This window comes from Sorangium sp. So ce887, assembly GCF_051521455.1.
GTDB lineage: Bacteria > Myxococcota_A > Polyangia > Polyangiales > Polyangiaceae > Sorangium.
The window spans coordinates 12,157,017-12,172,139 of the sequence record NZ_CP150354.1 but is presented as its reverse complement, the minus strand read 5'-3'; the positions used below and the strand labels follow the sequence as shown (position 1 = coordinate 12,172,139).

General features: G+C 73.9%; 7 protein-coding genes. 1 reads left to right on the top strand and 6 read right to left on the bottom strand.

Annotation, left to right across the window (positions count from 1 at the left end):
• Positions 1 to 316 precede the first annotated feature (316 nt).
• The 3 genes from WMF36_RS45580 to WMF36_RS45570 all read right to left on the bottom strand — a co-directional run bounded on the left by WMF36_RS45580 (position 317) and on the right by WMF36_RS45570 (position 6,342).
• A complete protein-coding gene (locus tag WMF36_RS45580) occupies positions 317 to 1,417 on the bottom strand; it encodes a hypothetical protein (RefSeq protein ID WP_437577134.1) in 1,101 nt (366 codons plus the stop codon).
• 174 nt (positions 1,418 to 1,591) lie between these two features.
• Positions 1,592 to 3,982: a substrate-binding domain-containing protein gene (locus tag WMF36_RS45575; protein WP_437577133.1), complete on the bottom strand. Its 2,391-nt coding sequence runs from the start codon at positions 3,980 to 3,982 to the stop codon at positions 1,592 to 1,594.
• Positions 3,983 to 4,095: 113 nt separating this feature from the next.
• Positions 4,096 to 6,342, bottom strand: a complete 2,247-nt coding sequence (locus tag WMF36_RS45570) for a substrate-binding domain-containing protein (RefSeq protein WP_437577132.1) — start codon at positions 6,340 to 6,342, stop codon at positions 4,096 to 4,098.
• A 255-nt stretch (positions 6,343 to 6,597) separates the two neighbouring features.
• Between WMF36_RS45570 and WMF36_RS45565 the strand changes: the two genes are divergently transcribed.
• Entirely contained in the window at positions 6,598 to 7,785 is a 1,188-nt protein-coding gene (locus tag WMF36_RS45565) for a hypothetical protein (protein WP_437577131.1), read from the top strand.
• Positions 7,786 to 8,130: 345 nt separating this feature from the next.
• Here WMF36_RS45565 and WMF36_RS45560 read toward each other — a convergent pair whose 3' ends face one another.
• The 3 genes from WMF36_RS45560 to WMF36_RS45550 all read right to left on the bottom strand — a co-directional run bounded on the left by WMF36_RS45560 (position 8,131) and on the right by WMF36_RS45550 (position 14,953).
• Positions 8,131 to 9,318 carry a glycosyltransferase family 4 protein gene (locus tag WMF36_RS45560; RefSeq protein WP_437577130.1) on the bottom strand — a complete coding sequence of 396 codons (1,188 nt, stop codon included), beginning with the start codon at positions 9,316 to 9,318 and terminating at the stop codon, positions 8,131 to 8,133.
• Positions 9,315 to 10,676 carry a phenylacetate--CoA ligase family protein gene (locus WMF36_RS45555; protein WP_437577129.1) on the bottom strand — a complete coding sequence of 454 codons (1,362 nt, stop codon included), beginning with the start codon at positions 10,674 to 10,676 and terminating at the stop codon, positions 9,315 to 9,317. Before WMF36_RS45555 ends, WMF36_RS45560 begins: the two co-directional genes overlap by 4 nt.
• Before the next feature lie 332 nt (positions 10,677 to 11,008).
• Entirely contained in the window at positions 11,009 to 14,953 is a 3,945-nt protein-coding gene (locus tag WMF36_RS45550) for a protein kinase domain-containing protein (RefSeq protein ID WP_437577128.1), read from the bottom strand.
• Positions 14,954 to 15,123 lie beyond the last annotated feature (170 nt).

Below are 15,123 nucleotides of genomic sequence, written 5' to 3'. Positions count from 1 at the left end.
ACGTGGAGAGCGCCGGCACGGAACAACTAACTTCTGGCAACCGCAACGCGGCGAGCGCCCCGTGCGCACCCGCACCGCCGCGCAGGATCGGCCGCCGAAAGCTTCGCCGGCATTGCGACGAGCGCCGTCACGACAGATGGCGCATGGCGCTTCTCGATGAACGGCAATCGACCGTTCGAGGTCCATTGCGGGACACGGCCACGAAACGGCACTGCACGAAACGGCACTGCACGAATCAGGACCGCACGAAACGGAAGCGCACGAAACGGAAGCGGATTACCTCGGCAGCACGCCGCCCAGGCAAAGCCCGGCGACATTACCTCGGCAGCACGCCGCTCAGGCAAAGCCCGGCGACGCTGCTCGTGAACGAGGTCCCGTCCTCGCGCTGGACCTCGGCGGTGTTGCCCGTGAGCGGCGACGAGAACACCTCCTCGACGACCCCCGCCCCGTTCTTCGCCGTCACGAAGCGGCCAACGAGAGACCTCGGCGACACGGCCTCGACCGGCGCTCCCGGCGCGATCGCCTGCTCCTCGGGCAGCTCCGCGCGCCGGAACCCCCCGAACCGCACCGCCGACCCACCCTCCGTTTTTGATACAATTTTCCCGACACACTGTCCCACCGGCGTGCTGACGACGACGTAGCGCACGGTCGCGTCGATCGGCAGCCGCCGCGATTCGCCCACCAGGACGGCGGCGACGGCGAGGACGAACGCGGCGACCGGGACGACGAGCGCGGTCGCCACGACCGCCGCGGCGGCGCCGGACGTCGCCCGGCCGAACGAGGCGAGCTCGGCGCTCACGGCCTGCTCGAACGATTGCAAGATCACGACCTGCCGCGCGCGCACGCGCTCGAGGACGGCCGGCGCGACGAGGTTGTCGGCGGCGCAGAAGCCGCAGCGCGCGATCGCGCCGTCGCCCCCGCCGAGCGGCGCGCCGCACACGTGGCACGCCGCCGGCTCGCCCGGGACCGCCGGCGGACGCGCCGCGCACGCCTCCTCGATCCGCCGCTGCCTGCGGCGCATGAGCACGAGCACGGCCGCGCCCGCCCCGACCGTGCCGAGCCACGACGCCACCACCATGCCGCCGGTCACGAGGTTCCCCTCGGTGTCGGGGCTGACCCAGAGCCCCAGCAGGAGGAGCGCCGCAAACGCCGTGATCGGCACCGACGCGAGCGCGAACACCACGAGGAGCCGCGCGTGCCGCTGCGACGCCGTGACAAGCATCCGGCGCAGCGCGTCCGAGAGCTGGCGCCGGCGAACATCGGTCTGGAAGACGACGTGCGCCGCGGCGCGCAGGCCCTGCGCCGCCTCCCCGGGCGGCGGGCCGCGGTAGGGGCACGCGGCGCACGCCATGAGATCCGGGCTGGCGAGCGATACCGGCGCAGGTCGCCCGCAGCGCGGGCAGTGCACGGCGAGCATCGGCCGATTCTACGCCAGCCGCGTCGCGGCACGTCAAGGCGCCTCGCCGCGCGGTGGTGCCTGATTCGCCCCGGAGTGATTCACATGAAGGCGGTAAGGCGGGAAGGAAACCCCAATGATTTTAATAGCTTCCCGACTTCATGGGATACCGCTCTGGGCAGATGACAGCACCCCCTACCGCGCGCCCCGCTTCGCCTTGCGCGCGCGCCTCCCCGCCGGCGCCAGCTCGCGGAGCGCCGCCGACAGCGACGAGAACGTGGCCAGAACGCCGAGGTCGACGCCGACGAGGCTCATCGCGATCTCGGGCCGCACGCCGACCAGATAGACCCGCGCCCCGAGCAGCGCGGCCGCCCGGCTGGTCATGCCCAGCGTATCCGCGACCTGGGCATCCACGAACGGGACGCCCGTGAGGTCGAGCAGCACGCAGAACGCCCTGTGTCGGCTCACCCCCTCGGACACCTTCTCGAGCACCTGCCGCGCGCGGTCGCCGTCGATCATCCCGATCAGCGGCACGAGCAGCACGCCGGGCAGCAGCGGGATGAGCGGACAGCCCAGCTCCCGCACCGTCTCCGACAGCGCGCGCTCGATCCCGTACGCCTTCTGCAGATCGGCGTGCTGCGCCGACAGCGATTCAAGCAGCGCGTCGCGCTCCAGCGCCGCGCCGAGCAGCGTCCCCCAGATCGCCACCGTGCCCTCGTCCCCGGCCATGTCGACGGGGGTCGGGCCGATGAGCACAAGGATCCCCCAGGCGCGCCGGGCGGAGCGTATCGGCAGCAGCAGCACCATGTGCGTGCCGTCGTTGGCCGACGGCGGCAGCATCTCCGCCGGCGGAAACGCCTCCAGCCGACAGCGGCTGCCGATCGGCGGGGTCGGGCTGCCGTCGCGGCTGTAGGCGCCGGCGACGACGAGGTCCGTGCGCGCCGCCGGGTCCTCCCACAGGGCGAGGCAGCTCCAGACCGCCGTGGTCGTCTCGAGCCACGACAGCGACCGCGACGCCTGCTGGGTGCCGCCGAGCAGGGCAAAGCTCACGTCGTGGTTGGTCCTCGCGAGCACCCCGAGCTGCTGGACGTACTGCGTCTCGGCCTCGACCCGGGCCCGCGCGATCGCGAGGCGCGCGAGCTCCAGGAACGCCTCCACCCGCCGCCTGGCCGCGGCGTCCAGGGGCGCGCCGCGCCGCTCGTGGAGCTGGCCCAGCAGGCGGACCGCCGCCAGCAAGGTGCCCACATCGGGCGTGATGCCGACCGCCTGCCGGCAGGCACACGCGAGCTCGGCCGCCGAGGGCAGCGCGGCGCCCCGGAGCGCCGCGAAATAGCCGTCGATCACCGACGTGACCGCCGGCCATACGTCGGTGGGCGGGGTGTCGGGCGGGAGCGACCGGGGCAGGAGCAAGAGCTCGACCATCCGCCGGGCGAGGACGCCGGCGTCCTCCTCGGGCGCCGCGTCCTCCGTGTCGAGGAACTCCTGGACCGTGTTGCACCCGCACGAGCTCCGCACGACGAGCACGTTCGCCGTGTGCACGCCCTCGGCCGGGAAGGCCTCGCCGTCGATCATCGACGCCATGAGATCGCACGCGGCGCTCCCCATCATCTCGAACCGCTGGCGCACGGTGGTCAGCGGCGGATCGACGCCCTCCGCCTCCACGACGTCGTCGAAGCCGACGATGGCGAGATCCTCGGGGATGCGGACGCCCGCCGCCTTCAGCAGGGGCATCATCCCGAGCGCGTTCTTGTCGGTCCCGAAGACCGCCGCCGTGCACGCGGGCAGCTGCGCGAGGAGCGCCGGCGCGGCGCCCTGGCCGCCGCTGTACCAGTTGTTGTCGCTCCGGACGACCAGCTCGGGATCGAACGGGATCCCCGCCTCGGCGAGCGTGTCCTTGTAGGACGCGAAGCGCTCGCGCACGTCGTACGCGTCGAAGTGGCCGACGAACGCGATGCGCCGGTGCCCGTGCTCGATCAGGTGGCGCACGGCGCTCCGCATGCCGCTGCGGTTGTCCGGGAGCACGGCAGGACAGGCGACCTCGGCGGCGCGGGTGCCGACGGTGATGAACGGGACCCGCGCGCGCGCGAGCGCCTCGAGGCCGTGCAGCTCGATCAGGACCATCCACCCGTCCACCTGCTCCCCGGCGAGCGACGGCGCATGGACCTCGAACGGCGTGCCGCGCAGCACCAGCGTGCGGAACCCGCGCTGCTGGGCCGACGCATGGATGCCCTGAAGGACAGGGCTCCAGAATGTGCCGTCGAGAAAGGGGGAGATGACGCCGACGGTGCGAGGGCGGAGCGCCGCGCCGATCGCCGTGCCGTGGAGCGGCGGGGCGTCGGTGCGCCGCGCCGGAGGCAGCGAGGAGCCGGCCCCTCGTCCCGGATCCTCCCCCGGCCCCGGGGCGTCGGTGCGCCGCGCCGGGGGCAGCGAGGAGCCGGCCCCTCGTCCCGGGCCCTCCCCCGGCCCCGGGGCGTCGGTGCGCCGCGCCGGGGGCAGCGAGGAGCCGGCCCCTCGTCCCTGGGCGCCGGGACGCTCGCCCCACTGCTCCGGCACCACGACGCCGCTGTCCCGGCCCCCCTGACCCATCCTCGTGCTCCCTCCCGGACGGGCTTGTCCACGCCCAGCCGAGCCTCCTCGTCCGGAGGCCAGATCGATCCCTAGCCGATCTCGGGAGCGCGGTGTGGAACGCGACGAGGTTCTTAACGCGCGCCCCACCTCGCCTTGCGCGCGCGCCCGCCCGCCGGCGCCAGCTCGCGGAGCGCCGCCGACAGCGACGAGAACGTGGCCAGCGCGCCGAGGTCGACGTCGACGAGGCTCATCGCGATGTCGGGGCGCACACCGACCGCGTAGACCCGCGCCCCGAGCAGCGCGGCCGCCCGGCTGATCATCCCCAGGGTGTGGGCGACCTGGGCATCCACGAACGGGACGCCCGTGAGGTCGAGCAGCACGCAGAACGCCCCGTGTCGGCTCACCCCCTCGGACACCTTCTCGAGCACCTGCCGGGCGCGGTCGCCGTCGATCATCCCGACCAGCGGCACGAGCAGCACGCCGGGCAGCAGCGGGATGACCGGACAGCCCAGCTCCCGCACCGTCTCCGACAGCGCGCGCTCGATCCCGTACGCCTTCTGCAGATCCGCGTGCTGCGCCGACAGCGATTCAAGCAGCGCGTCGCGCTCCAGCGCCGCGCCGAGCAGCGTCCCCCAGATCGCCACCGTGCCCTCGTCCCCGGTCATCGCGACGATGGTCGAGCCGACGAGCGCGAGGATCCCCCAGTCGCGCCGGGCGGAGCGTATCGGCAGCAGCATCACCATGTGCGTGCCGTCGTTGGCCGACGGCGGCAGCATCTCGGCCGGCGGAAACGCCTCCAGCCGACAGCGGCTCCCGTCCGGCGGGACCGGGCTGCCGTCGCGGCTGTAGGCGCCGGCGACGACGAGGTCCGTGCGCGCCGCCGGGTCCTCCCACAGGGCGAGGCAGCCCCAGACCACCGTGGTCGTCTCGAGCCACGACAGCGACCTGTATTCCTGCTCGGTGCCGCCGAGCAGGGCAAAGCTCACCTCGTAATTGGTCCTCGCGAGCACCCCGAGCTGGTGGAGATACCGGGTCTCGGCCTCGAGCCGGGCCCGCGCGATCGCGAGGCGCGTGAGCTCCAGGAAGTCGTCCACCCGCCGCCTGGCCGCCGCGTCCAGGGGCGCGCGGCGCCGCTCGGGGAGCTGGCCCAGCAGTCGCGCCGTCGCCAGCAGCGCCCCCAGATCGGGCGTGATGTCGACGGCCTGCCGATAGGCCCGCTCGAGCTCGGCGGCCGGCGCCGGCGCGGCGCCGCGGAGCACCGAGAAATACATGTCGACCACCCGCGTGACCGCCGGCCATACCGCCGCCGGCGGCAGCTCGGGCGGGAGCGGCCGGGGCAGCATCAGCAGCTCGACCATCTGGCGGGCCACGACCCTGCCGGCGTCCTCCTCGGGCGCCGCGTCCTCCACGTCGAGGAAGTTCTGGATCACATTGCATCCGCACGAGCTCCGCAGGATCAGCGCGTTCGCCGTGCGCACGCCCTCGGCCGGGAAGGCCTCGCCGCCGATCATCGACGCGATGAGATCGCACGCGGCGCTCCCCATCATCTCGAACCGCTGGCGCACGGTGGTCAGCGGCGGGTCGGCGCTCTGCGCCTCCACGACGTCGTCGAAGCCGATGATCGCGAAATCCTCGGGGATGCGGACGCCGGCTGCCTTGAGCTCGGACATCATCCCGAGCGCGTTCTTGTCGGTCCCGAAGACCGCCGCCGTGCACGCGGGCAGCTGCGCGAGGAGCGCCGGCGCGGCGGCGCGGCCTCCGCTGTACATGTTGTTATCGCACGGGATGACCAGATCGGGATCCAGGGGGATCCCCGCCTCGGCGAGCGTGTCCTTGTAGGCGTCGCGGCGCTCGCGCACGTCGTACGCGTCGAAGTGGCCGACGAACGCGATGCGCCGGTGCCCGTGCTCGATCAGGTGGAGCACCGCGCTCCGGACGCCGCCGTGGTTGTCCGGGAGCACGGCAGGACAGGCGATGTCGGCGGGGCGGGCGCCGAGGGTGATGAACGGGACCCCCGCGCGCGCGAGCTCCTCGAGGCCCCCGTACTCGATGATGACGATCCACCCGTCCACCTGCTCCCTGGCGAGCGAGGGCGCCTGGACCTCGGACGGCGTGCCGCGCAGCACCAGCGTGCGATGGCCGCGCTGCTGGGCCGACGCATGAATGCCTATCATGACAGGGCCCCAGAACGCGCCCGAGAGGAAGGGGGCGACGACGCCGATGGTGCGAGGGCTGGCCGCCCCGCGCGGGCTCTCGGCCTGGCGCGCCGCGGGGCCGGGGACGCCGGCCTTTCCGCTGGCCTGCCGCCCCGCGGGGCCGGGCAGCTCGCCCCACTGCTCCGGCAACGGTACCCCACTGCCCTGGCGACCCTGTCCCATTTCCGACGGCCTCCTGCTCCACGACCTGGTCGCCCTCCCCAAGACTTCTGTGGACCCCCACAGCGTACACGCTGCACCGGCCCCCCGGGCGAGAACTCTGGTGTTCTGCCGCGGAATCCGGCGCGAACCGTCAGACTGCGGACATGGCGAGCCCACGCGCCGCCTGCGCCCCGGCGGCTGACTCCCCGCGGCGCGAGCGCGAGGCTCTCCGGCGGCCCGCGCATCGGGCGAGCTGCTCGGTGCTATCGTGGTGCGATGCAGTACCGCGACGAACGGGACGCGCTGCGCGGGCGCGTGGACAGCCTCGAGGAGCAGCTCGCGGCGGCCAAAAAGGAGCTCGAGGATCACCGGGACGACGATCGGGCGGCGCGCGTCGAGCAGATCGAGCGGCAGATGGCGGAGGCCCGTCGCGTGCTCGACCAGCTCGGCCGCGAGCTCGACGCGGTGCGCGGCGGGCCGAGGCGCTCGCTGGCCGTGCCGATCCTCGCGCTGCTCGCGGGCCTGGGGCTCTGCGCCATGGTCGCCGGCTATGCGCTGATGCGGCCGGCGCCCGACGCGATGGTCGACGTTCCGCGGCCGGTCCCCGCCGTGCCGGCCGAGCCTGCCCCCGTGCCTCCGGCGCCCGCGCCGCCGGAGCCCGCCGCGCCGGCCCCCGAGAAGCCGTTGCGGCGCGCGATCGCGACCTGGAACGCGGCCGTCACGCGCGCCACGGGGCTCCCCCTCTCGGCGGGCGCGCCGTGCACCGTCAAGGCGGAGCTCACGAGCTCGGGCGACGACATCCGCGTGCCCTCGCTCGAGGTCGTGTGCGGCGGGAAGCCGATCTATCGATCGCGCGATCCGCTCAACGGCATGTCGATGTTCAGCAGCGGCGTGGAGGAGGACGCCGGCGCGGAGCCTGGCACCCATGTTTATGCCCTCTCGTACGAGGACAAGGGCTCGCGCACCGGGGAGCGGGCCGAGGTCTCGCTCGACAGCACCCGCAAGGCCGGCGCCGTCTGGCGCGACTCGGCGCCCGCGTACCGCGTCGAGCTCATGCTGGCTTACCAGAGCCCGCCCGTCGCGGGGGAGCCGCTCCTCGACGTCACCCGGATGGCGCTGCGCCGATCCGCGTTCGTCGCCGAGTCCACGGGACCGAGCCCGGTGAAGGCGGGCGCGAGGTGCGCGCTGCAGGTCTCGCCGCTCCCGCGAGGCGGCAAGTGCCTCACGCGCCTCGCGTGCGCCGGCCGCATGCTCTACGGCGCGGGCACGACCGGGGTCTCGGAGTGCACGGTGGAGGGGGACCAGATCGTCCGCGTCCACGACGGGAACACGACCCAGAACGGCGGCGATCCGGCGTTCGATCTCGACGTCGCCACGGGGCGGGTGACCGTGCGAGACGAGGGGAAGGGCGGCGCGTGGACCGCCTCCGTGCAGCTCGATTCGCCCACCGGAGAGCCCCGGTGACGCCGGCGCGCTGACACGCAGTCTTACCGGCGCGCTGACACGCAGTCTCATCGGCGCGCTGACACGCAGTCTCATCGGCGCGCTGACACGCAGTCTCATCGGCGCGCAGCGCTGGTATCTCGTCTCCAGGTTCGTCCCTGGTCCCGTGGACGGTAGGCCCGAGGAGACCCTGTTCGTCGCGCGGCGCGGGGAGGGCCGATGTCTGAGCCCACTTGCCATCTCTCCTCCGGCTCTGCCGGAGGAGAGATGGCTCAGGCGAGTCCGGCGGGGCCCCCGCGCCGCGCGACGAACAGGGTCTCCTCGGGCCGGGCAGCTCAGCAAGACCTCTCCCGACGAGCAGGCTCTCTACCCCCCGAGCACCTCGGCATAGAGGTCCTCGTACGCGCGGACCATCCGGTCCACCCCGAACCGCTCGACCACCCGCGCCCGCCCGCGCATCCCCATCGCGGCGCGGTCTTCCCGCACCGCCACCGCCTCGAGCGCCGCCGCCAGCGTCTCCGGCGCGCCCGGCGCCACGAGCAGCCCCGTCTCGCCCTCCTCGAGGATCTCCGGGTTGCCCCCCACCCGCGTCGCGACGATCGGCACCCCCGCCGCCGCCGCCTCGATCAGCGTCAGCGAGATCCCCTCGGTCAGCGACGCGAGCGCGAACACGTCGAAGGCCGGCAGCAGCTCCGCCACGTCGCCGCGCGTCCCCGTGAACGTGACCGCACCGCCGAGCCCGAGCCGCGCCGCCTGCTGCTCGAGCGCCGGCCGCAGCGGGCCGTCGCCGATCAGCGAGAGGTGCGCGTCCGGCCGCATCTCGCGGAGCCGCGCGAACGCCGCGAGCAGCGTCGCGTGGTCCTTCTCGGGCGACAGCCGCGCGACGCACCCCACGTGGTAGCCCGACGCCGGCACCCCGAGCCGCGCCCGCGCCGCGCCCGCGTCGCCCGGCCGGAACACGTCCGTGTCCACGCCGTTCAGGATCGTCACCACCTTGGCCGGAGCGACCCGCTCCACCTCGAGCGCGACCGCGCGGGCGTCGTCGCTCACCGCCACCACCCGGTCCGTCAGCGCCGCGGCCAGCCGGTTCACCAGCACCTTCCGCCTCTGCTTCGGGTAGTTGCGCCCGTGCTTCGTGTGGATGACCCGCGGCCCGCCGCCGCCCGGCAAGCTCGCGGCCCGCGCGAGCCCCGCCGCCAGCGCGCCGTAGAGGTGCGGCCCCGGGTTGTGCGTGTGGACGAGCCGGATCCCCTCGCGCCGCAGCCACGCCGACAGCCGCACCGGCAGCCCCGGGTCGAGGCCCGGCCTGCGCGCGAGCACCACGAGCGGCACGTCGAGCCGCGCGAGCTCCTCGGCCAGCGCGCCGGGCTCGTGGAGCGCGCACACGACCGGCGCGAACCGGTCGCGCGCCGTCCGCTCGAGCAGCCGCAGCACCACCCGCTCGAGCCCGCCCACGTTGAGCGACAGCACGACGTGGGCGACCTTCGCGGGCTGACCCGGCGCGGCGCGCGGCCCCACGCCCCGCGCCGGCCGGACCTCGGGCACACCGTTCACGCCGCGGCCCCGCTGCCGAACTCGATCGGCACCTCGGACACGGTGAAGCGGAACTTCCCGCCCGAGGTGACCGGGATCTCGTCGACGAGCAGGACCCGGATGTCCGCCCGCTCGCCCAGGAACTGGCGCAGATCGCGCTGGATCGCCTCCGACGTCTCCGCCCGGTAGCTCTCGCCGGGGACGATCCGGATCGTGATCGCCCGCGACTTGTCCTGGTGGACCTGATACCGCTCCACCGTCGGGTTGTCCTTGAAGAAGTAGGGGAAGAACACGGCCGACAGGAGCTGGCCGTCCGGCCCGACGATCATGTCGAGCACCCGCCCCTCGACCGAGGCGAGCAGCGGCAGCCCGCGGCCGCACGAGCAGGACCTGTCCGCCGCGATCACCACGTCCTCGTTCTTGTAGCGGATGAGCGGCATCGACCGGCACAGGAGGTCGGTCAGGATCACCTCGCCCGGCTCGCCGGGCCGCGCGAGCCGGTCGCCGCACTGAATCTCGAGGAAGATGTTCTCGATGTTGATGTGCTTGCCCTCGCGGCGCTCGCACTCCGCGCCGATCAGCATCATCTCCCTGCAGCCGTAGCGATCGTAGACCGGCGCCTGGAACGCCTTCTCGATGACCTCGCGCTGGTGAGGGAAGAGCCGCTCCGCCGTCGCGATGATCCCCTTCGGCGTGGGCAGCCTGCGCCCCGTCTCGAGCGCGTAGCGCGCCGTGTAATAGAGCGGGCTCGTGTACCCGACAACGAGGTTGGGCTGGTAGCGGAGGATCTCGTCCACGACGCCCGAGAGCTGCGCCTCCGCCAGGTTCCACGCGCTGACCGTCTTCTTCCGGAGGAACGCCTCGTGCAGCGTGCGCTTCACCTTCTTCCAGCGGGGCTCGTGGGTCGGAATGCCCCAGATGTACAGCTCCTTGTCCCCGATCCGACCGCCGGCCCACGCGTCGGCGCGCAGGGCGGCGGCCTGACGACACTCGTAGGTCGTGTGATCGTAAAAGAACCGTGCCGGCTCCCCGGTAGATCCGCCCGTACCGCTCCGGAAGAGCTTGCCGTTCCACCCTTCGGCGATGAGCTCGTTGCCGTGCGCGCGGAGATCCGCCTTGGTCAGGACCGGAAAGCGCACGAGATCCTCGGGCGCATGGACGTCCTTGACCCGTACCCCGTGCTCGGCGAAGCGCCGCCGGTAAAAGGGCACGTTCTGCTCGGCGAAGCGGAGGGTCGCCAGCATCTTCCGCCAGTTGAGCTCCCGCAGCTCGCCCTCCGGCCGCCACTGGGACCGCTGCAGCTCCTCGAAATACGTCAGCGTCGCCCTCCTTCGGAGTTTCGTCTCGTAAAAAGGAAAGAGCACATTCCGGAAGAGCATTGAATACATAACCCGACTGAAGATTCTTTCGGACCTACGACAAACAGTCAAGCTGCGGCGGCCGGGATTGCCGTCGCAGTCGTGCGCGCGCCCGCGGACGGCAACGGAGATGTCGTGAAGGAACTCCACATCACGGCGGTTCCAGCGCAGGCGGCCAGCGGACACGACCGCTGCGCGCGGCGCTCCGTCCGGCCACAGCGCGAGGCGCACGAGCGAGCTCGTCGTGCCGCGGCGCCGCGCGCGGGCCGCGACTCGGCGCCTTCGCCTTCGGTCGCCTTCACTCCCCTTCCGTCGCCTTCACTCGCCCTCAGTCGCCTTCCGTCGCCTTCAGTTCATTGCAACGTAGGCTCCACCTCTTGCTGCCAGAGCGCCGCCAGCGCGAACGTCTTGGCGTTCTCCGGCACGGCCTGGCAGAAGCTCTGCCGCCGCGCCGGGTCGAGGATCCGCTGCGCCCGCGCGACGAGCCGCTGCATCGCCACCGCGATCGCCTCGCGCGCCGCCTCGTCGTGGCCGGAGGCCCGGAGCGACTCGGCGTACACGAGCCGGATCTGCGCCTCGCCCTCCTCGGTCCCGCCGACCGACACCAGCAGCCCGAGCCCGCGCCGCGCCGCCTCCAGCGCCTCGTGGGCGCGGCCCTGCTCGAGCAGCACCCGCGCGCGCACCGAGAGCGCGAGCGCCTGGAGGGTCGGCACGTGCGCCAGCATCGCCACGGCCGCGCCCGCCTCGTTGTCCGCCGCCTCGAGGTGGCCGAGCCGGGTCAGGATCGCCGCGAGGTACGCGCGCGACCGCGCCTCCTGCCGCCGGTTCGCCTGGGCCGCGAACGCCTCCACCGCCTCGGCCGTGACCGCGCGCGCCGCGCCGAGGTCGCCCTGCTGGATCCAGAGCAGCCCCAGGTTCTGCTTCGCGAACGCCGCCACGTTGTAGAGCCCCAGCCGCTCCGCCTCGGCGAGCGCGTCGCGCAGCTCCGCCTCGGCGCGGCTGTACGCCCCGAGCTGCACGAGGCAGTGCGCCGCGTTCACCCGGCTCAGGCACGCGTTCCTGATGTCCCCGGTCTGGAGGTACGCCGGGATGCTCTGCTCGGTGCACTCGAGCGACGCCGCCGGATCGCCGTAGCAGAGCGCCCGCGACGCCCGGAGCGCGTGGATGCGCGCGGCCACCGCCGCGTCGCGCTCGGCGAGCGGCATCGCCACCCGCGCGAGCTCCTGCACGATCTCCTCCGCCGCGGCGTACTGGCCCCCGTGCAGGAGCGACCCGGCGATGCGCGCCAGCGCGCTCACCGAGGCGCCGGTCGCCTCGTCGAGCAGGTCCGGCGCGCCGCCGCGCTCCCCGCCGCTCGGCCTGCCGCCCCGGAGCTCCTCGACGAGATCCGCGAGCCGCTCGCCCATGCCGAGGCGCACGCGCATCGACGCCGCCTCCGCGGCCGCCGCGTACCAGAGCGCGCTCTTCCTGGGGAAGTCCTTCATCGCCATGACGGCGCACCGCTCGGCCTCGGCGGCCTCGCCGAGCCACTTGTGCGCCTCGGCCTGGACGAGGCGCAGCGCCGCGAAGAGCTCCCCGTCCGCGTCGGCGCTCGCGACGCCCTGCTCGGCGCGCTGGATGGCGGCGCGGAAGTCGTTCGCCCCGAGCGCCTGCTCCGCCGCGCGCCGGAACCAGATGACCGCCCGCTCGGCGTCGCCGCCGCGCTCGAAGTGGTCGGCCAGGAGCGCCGCGTCGCGCTCGTCCGCGGCCTCCAGCCACTCGCCGGCGAGCAGGTGGCCGAGCGCGCGGTCGCCGTCCGTCAGCGTCACGTACGCCGCCTCGCGCACGAGCGCGTGCCGGAACGTGTACTCGTCCTCGCCCCGGAACTTCCCCTCGCCCCGCCGCGCGATGAGCTCGCGATCGACGAGCACGGCGAGCCACCCGTCCACCTGCGGGGCCCGGCGCTCGCCGCCGAGCAGCGCCATCAGCCCCCCGCGCCAGAACTTCTGGCCGAAGACGCTCGCCGCCCGGAGGACCCGCCGCGCCTCGACGTCGAGCGACTCCAGGCGGGCCTGCACCATGGACAGCACGGTCTCGGGCAGCGCCTCGGTGCGCCCCGACGCCGCGGCGCGGATGAGCTCTTCCAGGTAGAACGCGTTGCCCCCGGCGCGCTCGCAGAGCCGCGCGCAGAGCTCGGGCGTCACGGCGTCGCCGAGCACCTCGCGCACGAGGCGCTCGCTCCCCCGGCGCCCGATCTCGCGCAGCCGGATCTCCTGCACGCCGCGCGAGACCCACACCTTCGGGAAGACGGTCTCGACCTCCGGCCGCGCGAGCGCGAGCACCATGAGCGGCTGGTCCCGGAGCGCGAGCGCCGCGTCGATGAGCTTCACGGTGGGCACGTCGCCCCACTGCAGGTCCTCGAGCACGAGGAGCACCGGCTCGGCGCGGCACTCGGCGAGCACGAAGTCCTCCCAGGCGCGGCGGATCTGGTCGCCCATGAGCATCGGGTCGCTCCGCGCGGCGCGCAGCTCGACCCGCCCCTCGTCGGAGAAGCGGATCCGCGCCACCTCGCCGAGGAACTCGGTCACGCGGGCGAGGTCGCCGCCGCTGAGGGTGCGGCCGACGCGGGCGCGCAGGCGCTGCTCCTGGACCTCCTGCGGCTCGCCGCCGGAGAGCCCGGCCTCGCGGCGGAGCATCTGGCGCAGCATCCCGAACGGCGATCCGGCGCTCATCGGATCGGCGTGGCCGAGCCAGACCTGCACGCGCTCCTCGCGCTCCTCGACGCGGCGGAGGAACTCGTAGCGCAGCCGGCTCTTGCCGAGGCCCGGGGGCGCGGTGATCACCACGGCGCGCGCGGTCGGCTCGGAGACGCACTCGTCGAGCACGGCGTCGAGGATGGCGAGCTCGTGGTCGCGCCCCACGAACGGCGTCGTCCGCCCGAGCAGCGTGCGCGCCGCCTCGACGAGGTCGCGCTCGGCGCGGAGCACGAGGCCTGTCGCGTCGCCGTCCACATCGAAGCGCGCGTCGAGCAGGCCGGCCATCACCTCGTCGAGGCGGATGGAACCGCCGTCGGCGCGATCGAGCAGCCGCACGGCGCGGTCGATGGTGGGCCCCATCGGGAGCCGGTCGTCCGCGGAGCCGCGGCCTGCGACGAGGGCCATCTGCACGCCGGGCAGGAGGTCTCGCACCTCGATCGCGCACCGCGCCGCGCGCGCCGCCTGGTCGGTGATGAGGCCGCGCCCCTCGAGCGTGATGAGCAGGAGCCCATCCGCCAGCGTCTGGAGGGTCCCGCCGAACCGCGCGGCCACGCGCTTCACCTCGTCCTCCGGGACGGCGCGCGCGAGGGTCATGGTCATCGGGAGGGTCATCGGCAGGGTGGGCCCTTGCCACGACGGAGTTTCCGGCGGGCCCATGCGGGCGAGCATCAGGCAGAGCGTCCGCCGCTCGCCGGTGGTGAGCGCGCTCGCGCGCCGGCTCACGGGCGCCGGGGGGGTGCTCTGGATCTCGCCCACGCGGAGCAGCTCGAGGGCGACGGCGGCGCCGTTCGCGGGCCTCTGGTGCGGATCCTTGGTGAGCATGTGGGCCACGGCGGCGTCGACGCTCTCGGGGATGTCGGCGCGCATGTCGCGGAGGCGGGGCGCCTCGTCGAGCACGACGCGGAGGAGGGCGGCGTGGATGTCGTCTCCGACGAACGGCGGGCGTCCGGTGAGGCAGTGGAACAGGACGCAGCCGAGGGCGAACACGTCGGCCGGGGTCCCGACGGCGCGCTCGCCGCGCGCCTGCTCGGGCGCCATGTAGAACGGCGTGCCCATGACGACGCCGGTCATGGTGAGGGGCGCGAGCGACGTGAGGCGAGCGATGCCGAAGTCGAGGAGCTTGACCTGCTCGACGGCCTTGCCGACGAGGTAGAGGTTGCTCGGCTTGAGGTCGCGGTGGACGATGTTGTTGCGGTGGGCCTCGGCGAGGGCCTCGGCGATCCGGAGGCCGAGCGTGACGCTCTCGCTGACGGTGAGCCCGCGCCGGCGCAGCCGGTCGGCGAGGCTCTCGCCCTCGAGCCACTCCAGCGCGAGCCACGGCTCCCCGCTCTCGGTGGCGCCCTGCGCGATGTACCGGACGATGCCCGGGTGCCGCAGCTCGGCCAGGACCTGCGCCTCGCGGGCGAAGCGCTCGCCGTGCTCGAGGCCGCGGCCCGACATGACCTTGAGCGCGGCGGTCTCGCCGGTGAGCCGGTCGAGGGCACGGTAGACGGAGCCCATCCCGCCCGACCCGGCGAGGCGCTCGATCAGAAAGCGGTCGGCGACGATGTCCCCGGGTTTCATCGGGACGGCGAGTATCACACGGAGGGCGGACGCAGAGGCCAGATCCCGGCGGTCGGTCGCGCGGCGGGGGGCGCCGGCGGCCTCGCCGCGCGGGCTCCGCGGGGAGCAGGGGGCGGTGGAGCCGTGGGGAGGTGGGAGGACAGCCGCCGGGCTGCGGGGGGTGGCACCCC